Source organism: Faecalibacterium sp. i21-0019-B1, assembly GCF_042852915.1.
Classification (GTDB): domain Bacteria; phylum Bacillota; class Clostridia; order Oscillospirales; family Ruminococcaceae; genus Faecalibacterium; species Faecalibacterium taiwanense.
Map to the genome: position 1 here is coordinate 963,697 of NZ_AP031425.1, position 20,055 is coordinate 983,751.

At 52.7% G+C, this 20,055-nt stretch carries 33 protein-coding genes and 1 pseudogene; 18 read left to right on the forward strand and 16 right to left on the reverse strand.

What is annotated here, in order from left to right:
- Positions 1–181 precede the first annotated feature (181 nt).
- Complete coding sequence (locus tag ACGHP1_RS04670) at positions 182–391, forward strand: hypothetical protein (RefSeq protein ID WP_390508063.1); 210 nt, start codon at positions 182–184, stop codon at positions 389–391.
- Between the two features lie 41 nt (positions 392–432).
- Here ACGHP1_RS04670 and ACGHP1_RS04675 read toward each other — a convergent pair whose 3' ends face one another.
- The 13 genes from ACGHP1_RS04675 to ACGHP1_RS04735 all read right to left on the reverse strand — a co-directional run bounded on the left by ACGHP1_RS04675 (position 433) and on the right by ACGHP1_RS04735 (position 4,815).
- Positions 433–639 carry a helix-turn-helix transcriptional regulator gene (locus tag ACGHP1_RS04675; RefSeq protein ID WP_117535154.1) on the reverse strand — a complete coding sequence of 69 codons (207 nt, stop codon included), beginning with the start codon at positions 637–639 and terminating at the stop codon, positions 433–435.
- Positions 640–775: 136 nt separating this feature from the next.
- The gene (locus ACGHP1_RS04680; RefSeq protein WP_117504958.1) at positions 776–913 is read right to left on the reverse strand and encodes a protein phosphatase; all 138 of its coding nucleotides are present in this window, start codon (positions 911–913) and stop codon (positions 776–778) included.
- A gap of 139 nt (positions 914–1,052) precedes the next feature.
- Positions 1,053–1,514 (reverse strand): hypothetical protein, encoded by a 462-nt coding sequence (locus ACGHP1_RS04685; RefSeq protein ID WP_249233306.1) that lies wholly within the window; start codon positions 1,512–1,514, stop codon positions 1,053–1,055.
- 13 nt (positions 1,515–1,527) lie between these two features.
- Positions 1,528–1,734: a hypothetical protein gene (locus tag ACGHP1_RS04690; protein WP_390508066.1), complete on the reverse strand. Its 207-nt coding sequence runs from the start codon at positions 1,732–1,734 to the stop codon at positions 1,528–1,530.
- Complete coding sequence (locus ACGHP1_RS04695) at positions 1,716–2,138, reverse strand: hypothetical protein (RefSeq protein ID WP_390508068.1); 423 nt, start codon at positions 2,136–2,138, stop codon at positions 1,716–1,718. The genes ACGHP1_RS04690 and ACGHP1_RS04695 overlap by 19 nt, the downstream gene beginning before the upstream one ends.
- 10 nt (positions 2,139–2,148) lie before the next feature.
- Positions 2,149–2,535 (reverse strand): hypothetical protein, encoded by a 387-nt coding sequence (locus ACGHP1_RS04700; protein WP_390508070.1) that lies wholly within the window; start codon positions 2,533–2,535, stop codon positions 2,149–2,151.
- Complete coding sequence (locus tag ACGHP1_RS04705) at positions 2,535–2,864, reverse strand: hypothetical protein (RefSeq protein WP_390508072.1); 330 nt, start codon at positions 2,862–2,864, stop codon at positions 2,535–2,537. Before ACGHP1_RS04705 ends, ACGHP1_RS04700 begins: the two co-directional genes overlap by 1 nt.
- A 1-nt stretch (position 2,865) precedes the next feature.
- Positions 2,866–3,405, reverse strand: coding sequence for an LPD11 domain-containing protein (locus ACGHP1_RS04710; RefSeq protein WP_390508074.1), 540 nt, complete (start codon positions 3,403–3,405; stop codon positions 2,866–2,868).
- 5 nt (positions 3,406–3,410) lie between these two features.
- The gene (locus ACGHP1_RS04715; RefSeq protein ID WP_390508076.1) at positions 3,411–3,596 is read right to left on the reverse strand and encodes a hypothetical protein; all 186 of its coding nucleotides are present in this window, start codon (positions 3,594–3,596) and stop codon (positions 3,411–3,413) included.
- A gap of 85 nt (positions 3,597–3,681) precedes the next feature.
- Positions 3,682–3,885, reverse strand: a complete 204-nt coding sequence (locus ACGHP1_RS04720; RefSeq protein WP_390508079.1) for a hypothetical protein — start codon at positions 3,883–3,885, stop codon at positions 3,682–3,684.
- A 12-nt stretch (positions 3,886–3,897) separates the two neighbouring features.
- Positions 3,898–4,146: a hypothetical protein gene (locus tag ACGHP1_RS04725; RefSeq protein ID WP_156070543.1), complete on the reverse strand. Its 249-nt coding sequence runs from the start codon at positions 4,144–4,146 to the stop codon at positions 3,898–3,900.
- Positions 4,147–4,159: 13 nt separating this feature from the next.
- Positions 4,160–4,582, reverse strand: coding sequence for a hypothetical protein (locus ACGHP1_RS04730; protein ID WP_238077750.1), 423 nt, complete (start codon positions 4,580–4,582; stop codon positions 4,160–4,162).
- Between the two features lie 74 nt (positions 4,583–4,656).
- Positions 4,657–4,815 (reverse strand): hypothetical protein, encoded by a 159-nt coding sequence (locus ACGHP1_RS04735; protein WP_390508082.1) that lies wholly within the window; start codon positions 4,813–4,815, stop codon positions 4,657–4,659.
- A gap of 203 nt (positions 4,816–5,018) precedes the next feature.
- Between ACGHP1_RS04735 and ACGHP1_RS04740 the strand changes: the two are divergent.
- The 17 genes and pseudogenes from ACGHP1_RS04740 to ACGHP1_RS04820 form a co-directional block, all read left to right on the forward strand.
- Positions 5,019–5,792 (forward strand): annotated as a pseudogene (locus tag ACGHP1_RS04740) (ADP-ribosylglycohydrolase family protein); the annotation flags it as partial.
- Positions 5,793–6,025: 233 nt separating this feature from the next.
- Positions 6,026–6,490, forward strand: coding sequence for an Hsp20/alpha crystallin family protein (locus ACGHP1_RS04745; RefSeq protein WP_120080753.1), 465 nt, complete (start codon positions 6,026–6,028; stop codon positions 6,488–6,490).
- Positions 6,491–6,739: 249 nt separating this feature from the next.
- Positions 6,740–7,597, forward strand: a complete 858-nt coding sequence (locus ACGHP1_RS04750) for a YitT family protein (RefSeq protein WP_390508084.1) — start codon at positions 6,740–6,742, stop codon at positions 7,595–7,597.
- 106 nt (positions 7,598–7,703) lie between these two features.
- Positions 7,704–8,738, forward strand: a complete 1,035-nt coding sequence (locus ACGHP1_RS04755; protein WP_390508086.1) for an alcohol dehydrogenase — start codon at positions 7,704–7,706, stop codon at positions 8,736–8,738.
- 171 nt (positions 8,739–8,909) lie between these two features.
- Positions 8,910–10,649: an adenine deaminase gene (ade, locus tag ACGHP1_RS04760; protein WP_390508088.1), complete on the forward strand. Its 1,740-nt coding sequence runs from the start codon at positions 8,910–8,912 to the stop codon at positions 10,647–10,649.
- A gap of 157 nt (positions 10,650–10,806) precedes the next feature.
- Positions 10,807–10,965: a binding-protein-dependent transport permease gene (locus tag ACGHP1_RS04765; RefSeq protein WP_097774963.1), complete on the forward strand. Its 159-nt coding sequence runs from the start codon at positions 10,807–10,809 to the stop codon at positions 10,963–10,965.
- An 84-nt stretch (positions 10,966–11,049) separates the two neighbouring features.
- Positions 11,050–11,409: a GNAT family N-acetyltransferase gene (locus ACGHP1_RS04770; protein WP_242959917.1), complete on the forward strand. Its 360-nt coding sequence runs from the start codon at positions 11,050–11,052 to the stop codon at positions 11,407–11,409.
- A 97-nt stretch (positions 11,410–11,506) separates the two neighbouring features.
- The gene (locus tag ACGHP1_RS04775) at positions 11,507–11,989 is read left to right on the forward strand and encodes a peptide-methionine (S)-S-oxide reductase (protein ID WP_097774964.1); all 483 of its coding nucleotides are present in this window, start codon (positions 11,507–11,509) and stop codon (positions 11,987–11,989) included.
- A 17-nt stretch (positions 11,990–12,006) separates the two neighbouring features.
- The gene (locus tag ACGHP1_RS04780) at positions 12,007–12,726 is read left to right on the forward strand and encodes a DUF554 domain-containing protein (protein WP_097774715.1); all 720 of its coding nucleotides are present in this window, start codon (positions 12,007–12,009) and stop codon (positions 12,724–12,726) included.
- Positions 12,727–12,754: 28 nt separating this feature from the next.
- Positions 12,755–13,015: a hypothetical protein gene (locus ACGHP1_RS04785; RefSeq protein ID WP_097782054.1), complete on the forward strand. Its 261-nt coding sequence runs from the start codon at positions 12,755–12,757 to the stop codon at positions 13,013–13,015.
- 53 nt (positions 13,016–13,068) lie between these two features.
- Positions 13,069–13,560: an HD domain-containing protein gene (locus tag ACGHP1_RS04790; protein ID WP_005922554.1), complete on the forward strand. Its 492-nt coding sequence runs from the start codon at positions 13,069–13,071 to the stop codon at positions 13,558–13,560.
- 2 nt (positions 13,561–13,562) lie between these two features.
- Positions 13,563–14,075, forward strand: a complete 513-nt coding sequence (locus ACGHP1_RS04795) for an NAD(+) diphosphatase (RefSeq protein ID WP_390508094.1) — start codon at positions 13,563–13,565, stop codon at positions 14,073–14,075.
- Between the two features lie 137 nt (positions 14,076–14,212).
- A complete protein-coding gene (locus tag ACGHP1_RS04800) occupies positions 14,213–15,427 on the forward strand; it encodes a Fic family protein (RefSeq protein WP_390508097.1) in 1,215 nt (404 codons plus the stop codon).
- Entirely contained in the window at positions 15,424–15,879 is a 456-nt protein-coding gene (locus tag ACGHP1_RS04805) for a (deoxy)nucleoside triphosphate pyrophosphohydrolase (protein WP_390508099.1), read from the forward strand. The genes ACGHP1_RS04800 and ACGHP1_RS04805 overlap by 4 nt, the downstream gene beginning before the upstream one ends.
- 11 nt (positions 15,880–15,890) lie before the next feature.
- The gene (locus ACGHP1_RS04810) at positions 15,891–16,115 is read left to right on the forward strand and encodes a hypothetical protein (protein WP_390508101.1); all 225 of its coding nucleotides are present in this window, start codon (positions 15,891–15,893) and stop codon (positions 16,113–16,115) included.
- Positions 16,116–16,258: 143 nt separating this feature from the next.
- A complete protein-coding gene (locus ACGHP1_RS04815; protein WP_390508103.1) occupies positions 16,259–16,486 on the forward strand; it encodes a hypothetical protein in 228 nt (75 codons plus the stop codon).
- Between the two features lie 332 nt (positions 16,487–16,818).
- Positions 16,819–17,895 carry a hypothetical protein gene (locus ACGHP1_RS04820; protein WP_390508104.1) on the forward strand — a complete coding sequence of 359 codons (1,077 nt, stop codon included), beginning with the start codon at positions 16,819–16,821 and terminating at the stop codon, positions 17,893–17,895.
- Between the two features lie 122 nt (positions 17,896–18,017).
- Here ACGHP1_RS04820 and ACGHP1_RS04825 read toward each other — a convergent pair whose 3' ends face one another.
- The 3 genes from ACGHP1_RS04825 to ACGHP1_RS04835 all read right to left on the reverse strand — a co-directional run bounded on the left by ACGHP1_RS04825 (position 18,018) and on the right by ACGHP1_RS04835 (position 19,946).
- Complete coding sequence (locus ACGHP1_RS04825) at positions 18,018–18,452, reverse strand: helix-turn-helix domain-containing protein (protein ID WP_390508107.1); 435 nt, start codon at positions 18,450–18,452, stop codon at positions 18,018–18,020.
- Between the two features lie 155 nt (positions 18,453–18,607).
- Positions 18,608–19,003, reverse strand: a complete 396-nt coding sequence (locus ACGHP1_RS04830; protein ID WP_390508110.1) for a sigma-70 family RNA polymerase sigma factor — start codon at positions 19,001–19,003, stop codon at positions 18,608–18,610.
- A gap of 142 nt (positions 19,004–19,145) precedes the next feature.
- Positions 19,146–19,946 carry an SDR family oxidoreductase gene (locus ACGHP1_RS04835; protein ID WP_390508113.1) on the reverse strand — a complete coding sequence of 267 codons (801 nt, stop codon included), beginning with the start codon at positions 19,944–19,946 and terminating at the stop codon, positions 19,146–19,148.
- Positions 19,947–20,055 lie beyond the last annotated feature (109 nt).

Below are 20,055 nucleotides of genomic sequence, written 5' to 3' on the forward strand. Positions count from 1 at the left end.
AGTTAAAATCAGCCTGCGGGAGACGGCCCACAGGGAGGTGATGGAGAGGGCTATACGGGGACCACGAACAGCCCTCCCATCACACTGGCTGCTCCGAAATACCCGCAGCAGGAAGAACCACGCGGCGCAAATCCTGTATGCGCGGCAGCGGCTCGACCGCTGGCGGGCATAGGAGGCAAGCATGGAACAGTCTATTTATGAGCTCTACATGGAGCAGGTCAACCCGCAGGACACCCGCGAAATCATGCAGGCAGAGGACACGCTCACCGCGCTGCTCAAGCTGGTGGAAAACCGCGAATTGCGCGACGCCATCGACTGCGCAGCAGGCCGCGTTGCCTACCTCCGAGAAGTAGCGGCATTTGAGGCCGGTTACGGCTTTATGCCCGAATAACAAAAAAGGAGGCCCGGCACAACGCCGGGCCTCCTGATTCATTATAGCCCAAGATAATCCTCAATGCTCATGCCGAGCGCAGCGGCGACGGCATGAATCTGGTAAACGTCACGCGGGACACGGCGACCGGCCTCCCAGTCCTCAAGTGTCCGCAGCGAGACACCGGAGAGCTGCGCCAACCGGGTGCGGTTCAGTCCACGAGACTCTCGCAGGTAGATTATGCGAGCTGTAAGTGGCATAGACACCATCTTGAAATCCTCCCTTGATTCTGATATTATAAAAATGCCGGAGGAGTGAGGCGTTGCAAGCCGTTTTCTCACTCCCCCAGCGTTTCAGAACTCAGGCCGCCGTCATCGGCCTTTGTTCTTCATCGGAGAGCCCTGCTTACTTGTTGAGCAGGGCTTTGATTTTTTCCTTGGCCTCCTCGAGGTCTTTGCAACCTTCGAGAATTTCAAGAATCTTACGGGTCTGGTTCTCCTCGGTCTTTTCGACCAACAGCTCACCGAGATTCATATCGTCCATGATGTTCTCCTTTCTGGCCTTGCCACCTTACTCATTGAGGAGCAGCCCCCTCAACTGACTATATTATACCACGCGAGCGCGTGGAAAGCAAGAGCAAAATGGCAATTTCTTGAAATATTTTTGCGTACCTGTGAAAGATTTACTGCTCGATGTACCGAAAGAGAAAACCGCCCGCATGGGGTAACTTTCCCTTGCATACCTTTCCGATTGCGCTGTCATCCAGACCGGTAGCACGAGAGGCAGCAGCGATACTCGGATACTCATGTATGACCTGATTTGTCTTGCGGTCAATCTGGCAGACCGGAGCAAGTGTTGAGCCATGATAAGCCCGGACACTCCTGCCGTAGCCGTCGCCCGGTTCGGGAGCCGTCTTGCCGTTCCACTTCGCACCGGATGCAAGACCTCCAAAAAGAAAGCCCTGCATCTCGTAGGCGCGGGACAGACGCCCCAGCAGCGTGTCGAGCTGGTCGCGCTGGTTGCGGTCGAGAGACTTGAGAAACGTGTCAATCTCCTTTTCGGCCTCGACAACCTCCTGAATCCCGACGTGTAAAACGTCGTTCTGCTCATATTTTTCGTACAACGTCCGATAGACAGCGGCCACGGTAAAGACCTCCTTACATCCCGGCTATAACATCGGCGAGCTCCTCTGGAGAAGCATTCTCCCAGTCCGCGAGCTCTTTCTTTGTTTTCTCGTAATCTTCAAGCACGACGGCGGCGGCCTCGTTCTGTCCATCAATCGCCCGCCCGGAGGACAGGTCATCCGCAGCGACAAGACGCAGGATGGCGACGGCGCGCCGGAGGCTCATTTTCTTTCTTCCCATTCTGCGGACACCTCCCCATCTTTGTAAAAGAGCTTTGCACGGCGCAGGCGGAACGCCTCAAGAATGAGCGCGAAAGCCGTGTCGCAGGTGGCGTAGACCATCTCGAAACCCGGCATACAAAACAGACCGGCGTTGTAGAAATTGGCGGCCAGCTCGACGACGATGCGCTCGTTCTGGCTCAAATTGAACGCCTCCTTTGCAGCCGCAAACGCCATGTAGTCATCACCGATGACGGCAATACGGAGCTCCGGCCAGCGCGTGAGCGCGGAGAGCAGATACAGGGACGCGCCCCAATACGGATTGATGCGCCCGGATTCTGGATTTACGATGTGCGGAATCCGCTGAAGCTCAGACAGGAACGCGGCCTCGTGCTCCGGGCTTTTGTATGTGATATTTATTTCCATACTAACCTCCTTACATATCGACCGAAACAAAATGATAGGCGTACCAGCGGCCGCGACGGCGGAAGAGCTTGACACCGGTGGTGAAGAACTGCCCGCCGCAGCCCAGCTCGTCGAAAAGGCGGTAGGACCGGTACATCTTGAACCACAAGAGAGCCCGCTCCTCGGAATAGTCTGCGGTGTAGTCGGGCAGCTCAACAAGCTCAACGAAAGAATCGAGCTCGTCGCGGACGATGCGGTAATCGGAATCCCGATTGACATACTCCCGGATGTCGCGCTTGAGCTGGATGATGAACTCCTCGACACACTCACTATGCACCGGACCGGGAAACCGCTCGAACATGAGCAGGTCGTTGTACGCCTCCTTGAGGCTGTCGTAATCGTGAATATCGCGGGCCATTAGCCTCCCTCTCTTTCCTCTTTCGCCTTGCGGAGCTCCTCGAGCAACTCGGGGAGCGGCAACTGCTCAAGCTGGTACTCCCGGCGCGCGGCCGGAGACAGGCTGTTGAGCCATTTCTCGTACTTTGCCCGCTCCTGTTCTGCGCAGGCCCGGATGCTCGCGAGAGCATCCGCAGGCGGATAGTCCTCGCTGACGTACCATGTGATTTTGCCCTCGGGGGAGATGTGAGCGACCATCTTGAAATCGCCATTTTCCATCACGGCGGAGTTGCAGACCGTAACCCCGTTGCCGAGACAGCCAAGGAACAGTTTGAAGCGCGCGGCAGCCATATCAGAAAACCTCCTCCACCATCATCTTCTTGCTGAAATCCTCAATATCCTCGAGAGAGGTCCACTCCGGTTTTTGCGACGGCGAAAAGCTGTCCCAGAGGATGTGCATAGCCTTGATGTGACTTGCAACGGAGCCTCCCCAGAGGTACTTGCTGAACCGGGAACCCGGGCCAAGAAAATACTTGCAGTCCTGAACGCACCGGCTCAGGAGCCGGTAACGGAGCTCGTTGTCGCAGAACCGAAAGTCGGTCTGGACGCTCCCGAAATTGTGAAAGCCAAGAGCTGCGTCGAAGAAAAGAGTGACCCGGGCCGCGTCGCCGTTCTGCCACCCTTCCGGGTACGGCCGCTCACTACCGTCGGAGAAGTGCGTGAATGCCGTTGCAGTCACCCCGAGAGCCTCCCGGAACTCGCTGGGGCGGCAGCGGAAAGTGCGAATCTCGATGCGCTCGCACTCCATCGAACCGGAAGAACCGACGGAATCAGGATAAAGGGAGAGCGCCGGGTCATACCCGGCAGCTTTCAAACGCTCAAGAACGGTCATATCTCTTATGCCTCCATTTCGATGTCGAGCAGCTCCATGCTGCCGTATACACAGTGCTCGGAAATCTCGCGGGCTCTTTTGCGAGCAGAGGGCAGCGAGACGGCCTCAATCTTACGCTCGGTGACGTAACCGCCATTCTTGAGCTGGGGATTGTGGCGGAAGAAAGTTGCCTTGTAGGACTTCGTTTTCATAGTTGACACTCCTTTGCGGTTTGGCTCCCGCGACCATCTTGCCAAAGACGGCAAAATGGTTTCGGCCTTTGCCACAGGGCCATCATCAGGCGAGCACATCGGAGTAGGCGACCTTTGCAGCCTTGAGGGTTTTGAACATCTCGACGACATTTCCACCGCAGTCGGCGTACACACACCACCGCCAGCAGAAGCGGCCGTTGATGCGGACCATGCGTTGCTCGATGCAGACCTCGTTATCCTCCCGCACATAGCGGTCATCTGCACGGTTGCGAATGTGGATAAACTTCATACGAACCCTCCTTTACCGTGCCTCTGCGACGCTCTCGTAGCCCCAGCAGAAAACCCTGCGACCCATCTTCTCGCAGCGGGATTTCAACTCTCTCGCTGCGCTGTCGGCGGAGCTGATGCTCTTGTAACCGCACTCCACAACAGAACCGGCCGGAACCTTGCTCCCAAACGTGGAGCCGTTCTTTCCGGCGTACATCTTGAACTGGTTACCCGTCCAAGGCTCCTCGGCCTTGACGAACCCGAAATACCTTACCTGCGTCATAACGCGCACCTCCTTAATCTCTGTTCTCACGCTTCCACATGAGGAAGTTCTGGTAATCATCTTGACCCATCGAGACCGGCTTGCTCGTGTTGATGAAATCGGGGCAACCGAAGCAGACGAGCTCGTCCGGATTGCTGCGGGTCTGCGTCAGGACTTTGGCAGGAACGCCGGTCATCTGGAACTTTTCGGACGGGACGCCCGGAACCTCGATGCGCCGGAGCAGCATATTGAAGTCGTAGTACCAGTCGAGATTCATGTACCGCTCCTCGCTGTCCGTGCTCTCGATTTCCTTGATGTACTCGGCCAGAGCACCGCGCACATCAAGACGAACCGGAGCGACGCTGTCGTCGTAGCTGTCGTAGAGGGTGATGGTCTCGGCCTTGCCGAAACGAACGGTCAAGGCGGCAACGCTGCCGGTGTACTTGTAGAGCTCCATAAAAAACCTCCTACCCGAAACGGGTCTTATTGCTTGCTTAACGTCCCTAAAAGGGACACACGAAAGCAAAAAAATTAAGCAACCTCGACCATACCGGCCAGACCGTAGAGGAGCTCGTGGTCCTCAAAGGAGATGCGCTCTTCCTCGAACGCACGGTCAATCTGCCAGTAGCAATCGTCGCGGTCGTTCTCGGTCTTAATGGCGGAGATAGCTTTCACGATTTTCTTGAACATATTCTTATCCTCCTACCCGTTTTGGGTCATAGCGTTTTCTTGCACCTTCATTATAGACCCTAAAAGGGACAATGTCAAGTAAAATCTGGCAATTTGTGGCAAAAAGTTTTCAAGAATGACGCTTTTTGCGGCATTATGCCCGAAACCGCAGCAGAGCAGAAAGAAAGCAGGAGCCCGGAGGTCCCTGCTGATATAGTTATCCTGTTTGTTCTAATGAATTTGACCACAACAATTACAAGCACAAGGATTTTCCGCTGCTGAGCGAGAAATCGCACTTCACCGATGACACGGTCATGACAGTCGCGGTGGCACGGGGCTTGATGGCAGGGCAGGGAGATGCACAGAAAACCTTTGCCGAGGTGCAGCACGAAATGCGGCGCTGGGGCAGGGCATACCCTCATGCCGGTTACGGCGGGATGTTCCGCCGGTGGCTGCACGCAGAAAATCCGAATCCCTATGGCAGTTTCGGTAACGGCTCGGCTATGCGGATGTCGGCAGCGGGCTGGCTGTTCGATACGCTGGACAAAACGTTGGAAATGGCAAAAGTGACCGCTGAAGTCACCCACAACCACCCGGAGGGCATCAAAGGCGCGCAGGCCACGGCGGCAGTGATTTTTCTGGCCCGTACCGGCCACAGCAAGCCGGAGATCAAACAATATGTGGAGCAGACCTTCGGTTATGACCTAAACCGTACCTGCGATGAAATTCGGCCGACCTATCATCATGTGGAGACCTGTCAGGAAACTGTGCCGGAAGCCATCATCGCTTTTCTGGAAAGCGTCAGTTTTGAGGATGCACTTCGCAATGCAGTTTCTCTGGGCGGCGACAGCGACACTCTTGCCTGCATCACCGGCGGCATTGCCGAAGCCTTTTACGGGATGCCGCAGAAACTGCGGGACGAGACTTTGAAACGTCTGCCGGAGGATATCCGGGAAGGATATGAGCTGTTGTGCTTCATGATTGCCAAGATGATATAAAATGCGATGATGCGACTGAATTTTGAAAAGATTGCATAGGATTTTATAAAAGTATTATTCTTTCATGAATTTTAGCACTCTTCTATTGACACTGCTAATGAACGGTGCTATAACAGTGGCGTGCTCAGGAGGAAGGGCAAGAGGAGAGCCGCTAGGCTCCCCGGAAAGCCTTTCCGAGTGGACGCTTCAGATTTTTTGCCCCGACCCGAACGCCGGGATTGGAGGAATGATTTATGCTTATGCCGACTGTTTTCCATGAAAACCTGTTCGATGATTTCTTCGATCCGTTCTGGAATGACGCTGCACTGGAACGTGCTATGAACCGTGAGGCTCGTGGCGCCTTTGGCAAGCGTGGTGCAAACATGATGAAGACCGATGTCAAACAGACGGACAATGGCTACGAAGTAGCTGTTGACCTGCCGGGCTGCAAGAAGGAAGACGTCCAGATGGATCTGAACGACGGCTACCTGACCATTCAGGCAGTGCGCAGCCACAGCAACGATGAAAAGGATAAGAAGGGCCGCTATCTGCGGCGCGAATCCTTCTCCGGCACCTGCGCGCGCAGTTTCTACGTGGGCGATGTGAAGAAGGAAGACATCCACGCAAAGTTCGAGGATGGCGTCCTGCACGTCGAGCTGCCTGCTCCTCAGCAGACGAAGGCTTTGCCTGAGAACCCGAATCTGATTGCAATCGAGTAAAACGCCGGTCATGTGCGCCAAAGCACAACGCACATAAGATGCCCCCGGAGAGCCGCAACAAGCCCTCCGGGGGCATTTTTGTTTCGCTATCTTTTCCGCAAGGGAAAATCATGGTATACTGAGAACAGCAACTCGGAATTTATGGAGGTACTTCACTATGGAATACAAACGCTTTGGCGGTAAGCTCCTTGTCCGCATCGACAAAGATGAGGAGATCGGTGAAACAAATTTGATTTTAGGGGGACAAAGATGAGTGATGTAAAAGGAAAGACCGGCGCAGTCCTGAGGGAGACGGCAGTCCTGACCGGGGCGGTGGCGATCATTGCGGCGGGCGTTTTCTTTTTTCTGGTGCCGAGCCATACATCCGTCAGCAGCATTTCCGGCCTTGGCATCGTGCTGTCCAATTTTGTGCCGCTGCCCTTGTCGGTCATTACGATGATCCTGAACGTCGTGCTTCTCATCATCGGGTTCTTTACCTGCGGCAGAGAATTTGGCGCAAAGACCGTATACACCAGTGTGCTGCTGCCGGTGTTTCTGGGGCTGTTTGAAAAGCTGTTCCCGGAGCTCGGCTCGATGACCGGCAGTCAGGAGCTGGACGTGCTGTGCTATATTCTGGTGGTCAGCATCGGGCTGAGTATTTTGTTCAACCGCAATGCATCCTCCGGCGGGCTGGATATCGTGGCAAAGATCATGAACAAGTACCTGCACATGGAATTGGGAAAAGCCATGTCTCTGTCGGGAATGTGTGTGGCGCTTTCCGCGGCCCTGGTCTACGATAAAAAGACCGTGGTGCTGAGTATCCTCGGTACTTACTTCAACGGCATCGTGCTGGACCATTTCATCTTTGATAACAGCATCAAACGCCGCGTCTGCATCATCACCGAAAAAGAGGAGGCGCTGCGTCAGTTCATCCTCCATGACCTGCACAGCGGTGCGACCATGTACGAGGCCATCGGTGCATACAATCTGGAAAAGCACAACGAGATCATTACCATCGTGGACAAGAGCGAATATCAGAAGCTGATGAACTTTATCAACCGGGAAGACCCCAAGGCTTTTGTTACCATTTACAATGTATCCAGCATGCAGTATCAGCCCAAGATCTGATCGGCGGAGAGCTGCCGCAAAGGGCGGGCCTTTTGCGGCTTGCTCTTTGCCATAGCTGCGTGGTATACTCCGTTCGGAAAGATCAAAGCGCATGGAGGTAAAAAGCATGCTGACCTATACCTATGTTTCAGAGGGAACGTTTGCCCTGATGGAAAAACCAAAGCCGGTGCTGCAGCACGAGCGGGACGCCATTGTAAAGGTGACCCTTGCCAGCATCTGCTCCAGCGATCTGCACATCAAGCACGGCAGCGTGCCCCGGGCGGTGCCCGGCATCACGGTAGGGCACGAGATGGTGGGCATCGTAGAAGAAGTGGGCAGTGCGGTGACCAATGTGAAACCCGGCGACCGGGTGACGGTGAACGTGGAGACCTTCTGCGGAGAGTGCTTTTTCTGCAAAAAAGGCTTTGTGAACAACTGCACCGATCAAAACGGCGGCTGGGCGCTGGGCTGCCGCATCGACGGCGGGCAGGCCGAGTATGTCCGGGTGCCCTTTGCGGATCAGGGACTGAACAAGATCCCGGACGGCGTTACCGATCGGCAGGCGCTGCTGGTGGGCGATGTGCTGGCCACCGGCTTTTGGGCGGCACGCATCTCGGAAATCACCCCCGAGGATACCGTGCTGATCCTCGGTGCAGGGCCGACCGGCATCTGCACGCTGCTGTGCGTCATGCTGCACAGCCCCAAGCGCGTCATCGTCTGTGAAAAGGACGCAAGCCGCCTGCAGTTCATCCGTCAGCACTACCCGCAGGTGCTCACGGTGCAGCCGGAGGACTGCGCCACCTTTGTGCGCGCCAACAGCGACCACGGCGGGGCAGATGTGGTGCTGGAAGTGGCAGGGGCGGACACTACCTTCCGGCTGGCGTGGGAGTGCGCAAGGCCCAACGCCATCGTGACCGTGGTGGCACTGTACGACAAGGCACAAACCCTGCCGCTGCCGGAGATGTACGGCAAAAACCTTACCTTCAAGACCGGCGGCGTGGACGGCTGCGATTGTGAAGAAACGCTGCGTCTCATCGCAGAAGGCAAGATCGATACCGAACCGCTCATCACCCACACCTACCCCCTGCGCCGGATCGCAGAGGGCTACGAGCTGTTTGAAAAGAAACGGGACGGCGTGATCAAGGTGGCAGTGGAGTGCTGACGGTCTGCGCCAAGGCACAACGCACATAAAGTGGCCCCGGAGAGCTGTAACAAGCCTTCCGGGGCCATTTTTGTTCCTGGCATCTTTTCCGCAGCGGCAAGGCGTGGTAGAATAATGGCAGAACCAATCCACAGGTGAGAAAATCGAACTTCAGAGAGAGGAGATGTTTCTATGCAGTCCGATGAACTGAAACGCCGGATCTCGGCAGGCAGAGGAGATGCTTTGGCTGATCTGGTTTTGAAAAATGCCAGAATTGTCAATGTGTTTACCGATGAGATCGACACCGCTGACATTGCCATCAGCGGAAATTCAATCGTGGGCGTGGGCACGTATCATGGCCGGAAAGAAGTTGATCTGCACGGCAAATATGTCTGCCCGGGCCTGATCGATGGGCATATCCACATCGAAAGCTCCATGCTCTGTGGTCCGGCTTTCGAGCAGGCAGTGCTGCCCCACGGTACCACTGCGGTGGTCACAGACCCACACGAGATCTCGAACGTTGCGGGGCTGGAAGGCTTGGATTTTATGCTGGAAACGACAAAAAATCTGACCCTTTCGGTTTATTTCATGCTGCCCTCCTGTGTTCCGGCCACGGATCTGGATGAATCCGGCGCGGTGCTGAACGCAGAACAGCTGCGGCCTTACTACGGCAATCCCCGCGTGCTGGGGCTTGCGGAACTGATGAATGCCTACGGAACGGTGCGCTGTGACCCGAAGATCCTGCAGAAGATCCGCGACTGCACCGAAGCGGGAAAGATCGTGGATGGCCATGCGCCGCTTTTGAGCGCTAAGGACCTGAATGCTTATATTGCGGCAGGCGTTCAGTCCGATCACGAGTGCTCCAACATCGAGGAAGCCATGGAAAAATTCCGGCTCGGACAATATATCATGATCCGGGAAGGAACGGCTGCCAAAAATATGGAGGCCCTGATGCCGCTGTTCCGGGAGCCCTATTGCAGCCGCTGTATGCTGGTGACGGATGATAAGCACCCCGGTGACCTGCTGGACAGCGGCCACATCGATTCCAACATCCGTAAAGCGATCCGGCTGGGCGCAGATCCAGCAGTGGCCGTCAAAATGGCAACGCTGGTCCCGGCACAGTATTTTGGGTTCAAGCAGCGCGGTGCCGTAGCACCGGGGTATGCTGCCGACCTCATTGTAGTATCGGATTTTGAATCCTTTACGGTCGAACAGGTTTACAAGAATGGCACGCTGGTGGCCGAGCACGGAAAAACGCTGAAACCCGCACCGCTTGACATCGACCGTGTGAGATTTTCCCACGTTATGGATTCCTTTGATCTGGATGAGATCACACTGCAGGACCTGGAACTTCGGGAAAGCGGGGAGCAGGAGCGTGTCATCTGCCTGAACCGGGGCGAGCTGCTTACGGAGGAAAAAATCATCCCGTTCCAACGGCATCCGGGCAAAGCTCCCGGTGTGGACCCGGAACACAACATCGTAAAACTGGCCGTTTTTGAGCGGCATCATCACTCCGGCCATGTGGGCATTGGCTTTTTAGGAAACTTCAGCCTGAAATGCGGAGCCGTTGCATCGAGCATCGCACATGATTCCCATAACCTGATCGTGGCAGGGGACAACGATACCGATATGATGCTGGCCGGCAACACTGTGCGGAAAAACAAAGGCGGACTTGCGTTTGTGGCAGATGGACAGGTCGTGGCAGAACTTGCGCTTCCGGTGGCCGGATTGATGAGCACCGAAAGCGCAGAGAGCGTTGCGGCGAAAATGCAGGCGCTGAACGATGCCCTCAAGGCACATGGTGTAGCGGAAGACATCGGCATTTTTATGACCCTCGCCTTCGTCAGCCTTCCGGTCATTCCCAAACTCAGACTGAATACATACGGCATCATCGATGTAGCGCAGCAGAAAGTCGTTCCGGCTGTTTTTTAATACGCGATAACAAAAATACTGCCGGAGACCGACCCGAATGGTCCGTCTCCGGCAACAGAACAGTTCGTTCCTACTCTTAGAAACGAGCCGCATCAAGAGAAAAATTGACGGAAATTCTTATTTGATAAATCGGAATTTGACAAAGGAGTGTGATTATATGGGTAAAGCGATTTTGGCAGCAATCGTTACATTGATTGTTGGTTATTTAGGTACGGTCGTAGGACTTGAACTTTTAGGTAATTGGGTTGAGTTTGGATTGCTCATTGCTATTGCAGTAATGGGTGCTTTTATCATCTACTTCAATGACAAGAAGTAAGACAACTTCGCATTTGTGGAAGTTATAAAGGGGTGCATCATGGAAATCGAGTATAAATAAACAAAAGATTTCACGGCCGATGAATTGCAGAAACTGTTTTTATCCGTTCACTGGGAATCCGGCAATTATCCAGAAAAACTTGTCCATGCGATGCACAATTCCACACGAGTTATTTCTGCGTGGGATGGTGATAAGCTGGTCGGGCTGGTTCGCGCGCTTGATGATGGAGAAACAGTCGCATTTTTGCATTATCTTTTGGTGGACCCTGCTTATCAGGGACAGTACATTGGAGATGAGCGGATGAAACGGATCATGAGTTTCTATCAAAAGCTTCTGTATGTGAAAGTTATGCCGTCTGATCCTAAAACGATCCAATTTTATGAGCGATATGGCTTTCAACAATATGATAATTACTCTGCAATGGTGCGGAAGCACTTTTTGTGAGTTGGTATGATGGATCGATTTGCAGCTAGCAAGGAAACCGTAAGGAGTACAGAGCATGGATGCAAACTGTACCAGTAAAAGAAGGAAAGTCAAGAGTATGGAAACGGTATACATTGCAGGCGGGTGCCTTTGGGGCGTCCAGCATTTTTTTGACACGGTGCCCGGTGTACGGACGACCGAAGCCGGGAGAGCCAACGGAACAACAAACACGCTGGACGGCCCGTATGATGGATACGCAGAGTGCGTTAAAGTGGTCTTTGATGAGAAATGTACCAGTGTTACAGAGCTTATGGAGCATCTGTTTGAAATCATCGACCCGTACAGCCTGAACAAACAGGGCGTTGATGTTGGAAAAAAGTATCGCACGGGGCTTTACAGCACAAATCCCGGACATCTGGAAGAAGCAAGAGCCTTTATTGACAGCCGGAAGGACCGGGATAAAATCGTTGTGGAAGTGCTGCCGCTGACGAATTACGTCCGGAGTGCAGAGGAGCATCAGCACCATCTGGAGCGGTACCCGGAAGATTGCAGCTACTGTCATATCCCGGATGAAGTCTTAAACAAATACAGGAACCAGTAAGCAAAGGAAAAACGAAAATGCGGGGATTGGGAACGATCATCAATGCGCTGGCCATTGTGATAGGCGGTGTGCTGGGTATTCTGTTCAAACGCTTTCTGAAAGAGCGCTATCAGGATACAATCATCAAAGCCACGGGCTTTTCCGTGGTGTTTCTGGGAGCGGCGGGAACGCTCTCCAAGATACTGACGGTTAGGCCAGACGGAACTTTGAGCACCGGTGGCTCTATGGTCATGATTCTATCGCTGGCGTTGGGTGCGCTGCTGGGTGAACTTATTGATCTGGATGCACAGTTTGAACGCTTTGGCGAGTGGCTCAAACACAAGACTGGCAGTGACGGCGACAACCAGTTCGTCAACGGCTTCGTGTCGGCATCCCTGACGGTGAGCATCGGGGCCATGGCCGTCATCGGCTCCATTCAGGATGGCATCTACGGCGACCATTCCACGCTGGTGGCAAAAGCGATTCTGGACTTTATCATTGTGCTCATCATGGCGTCCTCCATGGGCAAGGGCTGCGTGTTTTCATTTATTCCGGTGGCAGTGCTGCAAGGTGCCATGACGGCTCTTGCGGTAGTGCTGTCCGGCTTTATGACGGACGCTGTGCTGAACAATCTCTCGCTGGTAGGAAATATTCTGATTTTTTGTGTGGGCATCAATCTGGTGTGGCCAAGAACCATCAAGGTGGCAAACCTGCTGCCGTCCCTTCTGGTTGCAGTGGCGCTGACGGGGATTTTATGAATCGGAACTTGACGAGGAGTGTGATTATATGAAAAACAATAGCCCACAAAAGCAGGCTGCCATTTCTTGGATCATTTTGATGATAGGAATATTGCTCGCAGTAATAGGAGCAATGACGGCAAAGGAGTACAGAGTAAACCTATGCCTGCTAATCGGTGCAATGGTTGTTGTTGGTGGTATTGTATATCATCTCACCATGATGAAATGTCCTTATTGCGGTTGCTCGCTTGTTGGTTATAGGCCGATCCCTAAAGAATGTCCAAAGTGTCATAAAAGATTTGAAGAATAAGTTCGCGTTTATCAAGGTGAACATTTAAGTATTAAAAACGGGAGTGAAAACAAATGATGACCATTGCACAGATCATGGAAAAGATGATCGCCTTTTCCGAAGGGAATATCCATGACATCACGCACCTGAGCTGCGTGTGGACCTATGCCAAAACCATTGGTGAGCTGGAGGGGCTGGACGCAGACACGCAGTTTATTCTGGAGGTGGCGGCCATCACCCACGATATCGCCTGCCCGCTCTGCCGCAAAAAGTACGGCAACACCAATGGTAAATATCAGGAGCAGGAGGGTGCCCCGCTGGTGCGGGAGTTCTTGGCGGATACCGGCATGACAGCAGAACAGATCGACCGTGTGGCCTATCTGGTAGGGCACCACCATAGTCCGGCGCAGATCGACGGCATTGACTATCAGATTCTGATTGAGGCAGATTATATCGTCAATGCGTCCGAAAGCGGGTACGACCAGCAGGCAATCCGAACCTTTATGGAACATACGATGAAGACGGCCGCAGGTATCCGGCTGACGAAAACAGTGTTTGGAGTGTAAAAATGATTCAGAAGCATTGCTTTGAATGCGGCACGGCATTGATTGAAAAAGAACTGGAAGAAGAGGGCATTGTGCCTTATTGCCCGAAATGCCAGCAATACCGTTTCCCGATGTACAATGTGGCGGTCAGCATGATTGTTGTGGATGAGGAAACCGGGAAAATTCTGCTCATCCAGCAGTACGGCAAGCCCTCTTATATTCTGGTGGCTGGATATGTGAACCGCGGTGAGGCAGAAGAACACGCCGTGGTGCGGGAAGTCCGGGAAGAAACCGGGTTGGAAGTAGAGCACCTCCGGTTCAACCGTACCAAGTTTTTTGAGCCGTCTAACACGCTGATGTGCAACTTTACGGCTTTCGTCAGAACCGCAAAGGCGCTGCATATCAACCACGAAGTGGACCGCTGCAAGTGGTTCACCCCGCAGGAAGCCAGAGCAAACATCCGTCCCAACAGCCTTGCAGCGGAATTTTTGAATGCGTATCTGGACGAAGTGGGGAATAAGCCGATGGAGATGTGATCTGTGACGGAACCACGGGAATTTTGACGGAGAGTATGGAAAAAGTTGGTTCGGCCTGTTTCGGTTGACTTTTTTATAAAGAATCGGTATATTGATACTATATAGTATCAATAAGTATCAACTTCGAGGTGGACAGAATGGATGGGGCACAGTTTGCCAAAATGCTTTCAGATAAGCATTTGTTTGAACTCAATCGGATGGAATACAAGTACTCGACTGTCAGCGTCAAAGAATTTGCCGAATTGCTGCGGCAAAACTTTGCGCGGCCTCTGCCGTTGACTGATTTTTCTGGAAATAAGCTGTTTTACCTGCCGAACCTTGCGCAAATTTCAACAAATGGTATGAAGCAGTTGCTCTCTGTCCCTGTCAGTGGACAAAACTTCGGTTTGTCGGCGATGACCGAGGAAATTTATGCTACTTTTCAAATTGAAAGTATCCGCTCGACCCGCAGCAGTATCCGTTATATCCTCGATGGTTATGCCCCTCGTGATGAACAAGAAGCCTACATCTATGGTATGAAGCGCGGACTGGAGTTTATCGCGAATCGTCAGAATACGATCACCGAGGAGAATCTGCATCACCTATATCAGATCAGCACAGGGGATTATCTCCCGGATGAAGATCGATTACTGCCAAACCACTTTTATCGGCATGGCGAGGTTTTTATTGTGGGCGGTGAAGAACCAAGACCGGGACTTCCGGCAGAGCGGCTTCCCGGTGCCATGAAATGTCTTGTCGATTTTGCGAATGCCAATGACGGCATCAATGAGCTGCAGAAGGCTGCCATTCTGCACTTTGCCTTTGCGTACTACCACCCCTATTTTGACGGGAATGGACGCACTGCACGGCTATTCCACCTCTGGTATCTTGTTCAGCAGGGCTATCCTGCGGCACTGTTCACGCCGTTTTCCCGATACATCGCTGAAAACAAGGGCGCATATTACAAAGCCTACGAACGCGTGGAGAGAAATGCTCTGATTTCCGGCTATACGGATGTGACTCCCTTTCTGTTCTACTTCTGCAATGAGGTCTATAACCGCCTGCAGGTGGATGCAGTCCCGCCGAAAACTGATCTTGAGGTATATCAAACTGCTCTTGCGGAAGGAAAAATCACAGAAAAAGAACGGCTGCTCTGGGAGTATGTTCTGTCTGCTTATGGTGCAGAGGAGTTTACCACAAAGCAGCTGGAAAAGGATTTCCGAAACGCTGCGTATGCAACCATTCGGACGTTTGTGATGAAATTCCATGAGATGGGGCTGCTTACTGCAAGAAAAGCAGGAAACAGGGTGTTCTATCGTGTCGGTGGGACTTCTGACGGTCGGCCTAATGAATTCAAAAGGAGAACGTTATGAAAACGATTCGTGTTGTGGCCGCTGTGATCTGCGATTCCATGCAGGCAAAACGCAAAATCTACGCTACCGCCCGCGGCTATGGTGACTACAAAGGTCAATGGGAGTTTCCGGGCGGCAAAATCGAGCCGGGCGAAACCCCGCAGCAGGCTCTGAAGCGGGAAATCGAAGAAGAACTGGACACGGAAATCACCGTGGGGGATTTAATTGGGACAATCGAGTACGATTATCCGGCGTTTCATCTTTCCATGGACTGCTTCTGGTGTGAAGTGGTTTCCGGCGATCTTGTTCTGAAAGAAGCGGAAGCTGCACGGTGGCTGACAAAAGATGACATTGATTCCGTTCCGTGGCTCCCGGCGGATCGGACCATTTTGGATGTTATCAGAAGTTCAATGCAGCCAGTGAAACCACTCCATACCAGCGAATATGACAACGAACCTCTGCAGAGATGCTGAGGATTCCCGGAATGAAAGATGAACTGGGCCGTCCCATGACGCTGCTGGTGAAAGCCGCTATTCCGAAAAATTGTAAAACAGAGGCCTCTGAATCTTTTCCTAATAAGAAAGAGATTCGGAGGCCTTTATTGGTTGATCGATGTGATCAAAATGATCACATCGATTCAGAAAAACGCACTTGCGAACGAATCGCCGTAGAACATCGAACGCTTTATGGGCTATGCCAGCAAGGCTGAAATGCTCCGCATTGATATGGCTTTGCTGGTCAGTCTGGCTCTGAACGTTCTGAGCGGAAACCGCAGCGAATAGCGGACAACCAGTAACCCGTAAAAATGAGGTGATAGCGATGTAACCGGAGGTGAGTGAGCCATGCGAAAGAGTGCCCCCCATTGAAGTGGTGGTACATTACCCTAAAACGAAAGAGGGATGGGACGAACTCGGAAAACGGGTCGCAACCGCCCACGCCAACTATGTGATCGAAAAAATCGACCGTCTGAACTGCCCCACATGGCAGAAGCTCGAATTGCTGCAGGCGGTGATCGATACTACCAAAGGAACTTACAAACCCAAGGAACACCAAAAGCCCGGCTGGCAGCCGAGCCGATAAACAAAGCCCCACGCTCAACATATGCTTTTCTGCTCTGACCAGAGACGGTCAGATTCAGAGGCAGTGTTGAGCGTGGGGCTTTTTGTGCTACATAAGTCTTTTGAAATGCGGCTGACACAACAAAGCTGTTGATTGCTGGCAGCCAATATGGTATCCTATGGCATTGCATAACACTCAAAACAGTTCCACTTTTTGCTGAAAGAGCGTATCGAAACCGTCCTGATGGAGCAGCAGAAAAAGCTTTTTGAAAAGTAAAAGCTCTTGCGTCCCGTGAAAAAAGAAGGTAATATAAATACAGAGCAAGACACAGAACGCAGGGAGGGATGAAAATCATGTTTTACGAGATCATGCACCGGGAAAGCTGTGTGGCACAACTCAGCACGACAGGGAAATGCAGGGTCTGCCTCGAGGATTTCATGCCCTATGATCTGGTTCTGGTGGAATCGGATGATTTTGACGAACGCATCAATAATGTAACGAACTTTTACTATTGGTGCGCCTCCCGGATGTTGACGTTGGATCGCACCTACGCCAAGGAAATCCTGAACAGTATCGGTGCATCTCAGAGTGTTACGGACAGGGAACGAGCACAGATTGCATTATCCTACCATTGTCTGTCTTTGCTGGATGTGTTCTGGGTGAAAGAAGAAAACGAGAAGATTCGATTCGAGGATATCAACCTTTTTGCACACTCCTTAAGCAATGCGCTTGTGGATATTGCGCTGCGGGGGCACCAAATGACGGTGACCAACGCCCATCTTCTGGCAAATGACCTGTCTACGGGCGGCTTGTACCCCAAGGCGTGGGTGCGCAAAGAGGATGGATTCTATCTTTACAAGGATGGCGGCAGGGATGCGGTGGAACGTGAAGTGCTGGCAAGCAAAATCTGCCGGTGCTTTGACTGCCATCAGGTACTGTATGAGCAGGGGATGTTTGAAAATGAGCCGGTTTCTATCAGCAAAATCATGACATCTCAGCGATACAGTCTTGTGACCTATGCAGCCTATGACGTCTACTGCACGAACCATGATTGGAACACGCTGGATAAGATCTTAGAGCTGGATGCTCCCAGCTACTATATGATGAACATTCTGGATTATCTGGTGGGCAATACTGACCGTCATTGGGAAAATTGGGGTCTGCTGGTAGACAACGAAACCAATCAGCCCATCCGTCTGCATGACCTGATGGACTTTAACCGAGCGTTTCAGCAGTACGACACGCCAGAAGGCGCAAACTGTCTGACTGTGGGAAAACGCCATCTGAGCCAAAAAGATGCTGCAGTGGAAGCGGTGCGGAACATCGGACTGAACCAAGTCCGTCAGGTGGAGCACACCGTATTCTCCGAGCATCCGGCATGGAAAGCAATGTTTGAAGAACGACTGCGTGTTTTACGGAACGCTATGTAAGTCAGAGCGAATATCAGAATAATTGAAACAGAATGATTCCATAACGAAAGCCCGTCTGCGCTGCCACATATCGTGGCTTGCAGACGAGCTTTTTCGTTTGACCGGAGAAAAATTGCCATACCTCACATGCGAAGCATAGATGGAAAATCGGAACCAAGGTTTTCCACCAGATGGCAAAAGCACTTCTGACTGATGGTCTTTTGCCCGCTCTCCCAGCAGCGGATGCTTGTCCGGCTGACCTTTGCATGGTCGGCAAGCTGCTGACGGTTCCAGCCTTTTGCCTCCCGGTATCTGCGGAGGAAGGCTCCGCCGCCCCGGTGCAGAAACAGGGTGTAGTCGTCCAGAATGTCCTCCACCGGGATGCTGTAAAGGGCGGCGAGCTTGTCCGCAAATTCGGGCGTGAAGCTGCGGTGAAATGCGCCGCTTTCCAGATCCCGATAGAGCCATTCCTCCATGCCCACCATGGCAGCAACCTCTTTTTGCAGCAGACCAAGGCTGTAGCGGCACCAGCGCAGACGGTCCCATGGGTCTGGGATGTCGGCGTAAGAGTGGTACATACGGAAGAATTCCTGTGCTTCCGAAGTGGTGTGCGGCCCGGCAAGCGGCACCTGCAGGATGTAGAGAGGGGTTAGACAGGATACCTCACATGATACCTTTTGAAGCAGAAAAAGGTGACCGCTTTCCTGAGCCCAGAAAACCCATTTTGACGCATTTACGCTGCTTTGCAAAATGAGTGGATTCTCTTTTCCATCTGAAAGTGCGCTGGGGAGAGGATAGCATTTTCAATGCACCGGCTGGCGTAGGTGGAAAAGCGTGCCCGACGGTCAGAGTCGAAAGTATCCACCGCTTTCATCAGGCCGATGGTGCCGATGGAAATAAGGTCGTCCTGATCGCCGGGCAGGGCGTAGTATTTTTTTACGATGTGTGCCACCAGACGCAGATTGTGCCGGATCAGTTTTTCCCGTGCGGCAGGGTCACCGGCACGCAGTGCGGAAAAGGCTTCGGTTTCCTCCCGGGCAGAGAGGGGCCGCGGAAAGCTGCCGCTTTCCAGATGAAGCGCCAGAACCAGAAACTTTGTGGCAAAAAATTGCAGAAGAGATAAAAACATGCCGACCCCTCCCCATAGTATCATAAACGGTTACTGTAATTTATGAAGGAGGGCTTGCCTTTTTTCCGGACTCCGAGGAGAACAACTCTGCTTCGTTGTCCACAAAATACGGATATAGCAGCTTTGCGGAGCAATGCGCCTGTTACCCATATATTTTCCCCACGATCTTTCCGCGTGCTGCGGCAGGCAGGAGCTTGCACAAAAGGCTCAGGAATTTATACTGTGCACCGGCAACATAAACGACTGCCGGGTTCTTTTTCTCCACAATACCGGCGATGTACCGTCCAATGCGTGCCGGGTCCATGCCGTTTTGTTCGTCGTGCTCCATCTGACTGACGCTCCGGGAGATACGTCCGCCGTATTCATCATCGCCGAGACTGCTTTTCTGACGTGCTTTTGTAAATCCGGTGCAGATGTCACCCAGTTCTACGACGGTAACATGGATGCCGTAGGGCTTGACTTCGTTTGCCAGAGCGTAAGAGTAAGAAGAAACGGCGGCTTTGCTTGCAGAGTAGAAGGTCTGGAACGGAATGTGCGCTACGGCAGCAACAGAGCTGATGTTCACAATATGCCCCTTCCCTTGATGGCGCATGAAGGGGAGAACCGCTTTATTTACAGTGACTGTCCCGAAAAAGTTCACATCAAACTGTGCTTTGGCTTGCTCCATGGACGTAAACTCCACCGCACCGGAAATGCCAAAGCCTGCACAGTTGATCACTGCATCGATTTTGGTCTCTTTTTGGATGACCTGCTGCACAGCGGCGTTGACCGCATCTTCATCGGTCACATCGACAGACAGATGGGTAACACCCTCCATAGGGATATTTCTGCGGCTGAACTCATAGACGATGCAGCCGTTCTCCTTCAGAGCAGATGCCGTGCACCGTCCGATGCCGGAGCTTCCGCCGGTAACAATAACGACCTTGTTGTTTTCTCCCGCCATGATTTTCCTCCTGAAAATGTTGATCTGGTTCGAGTATACCGCATCGCAAGATGACTGTCTATACGGATAGCCGGATTGTGAAAAAGCACAGGGATCAACTTGCGCAAAT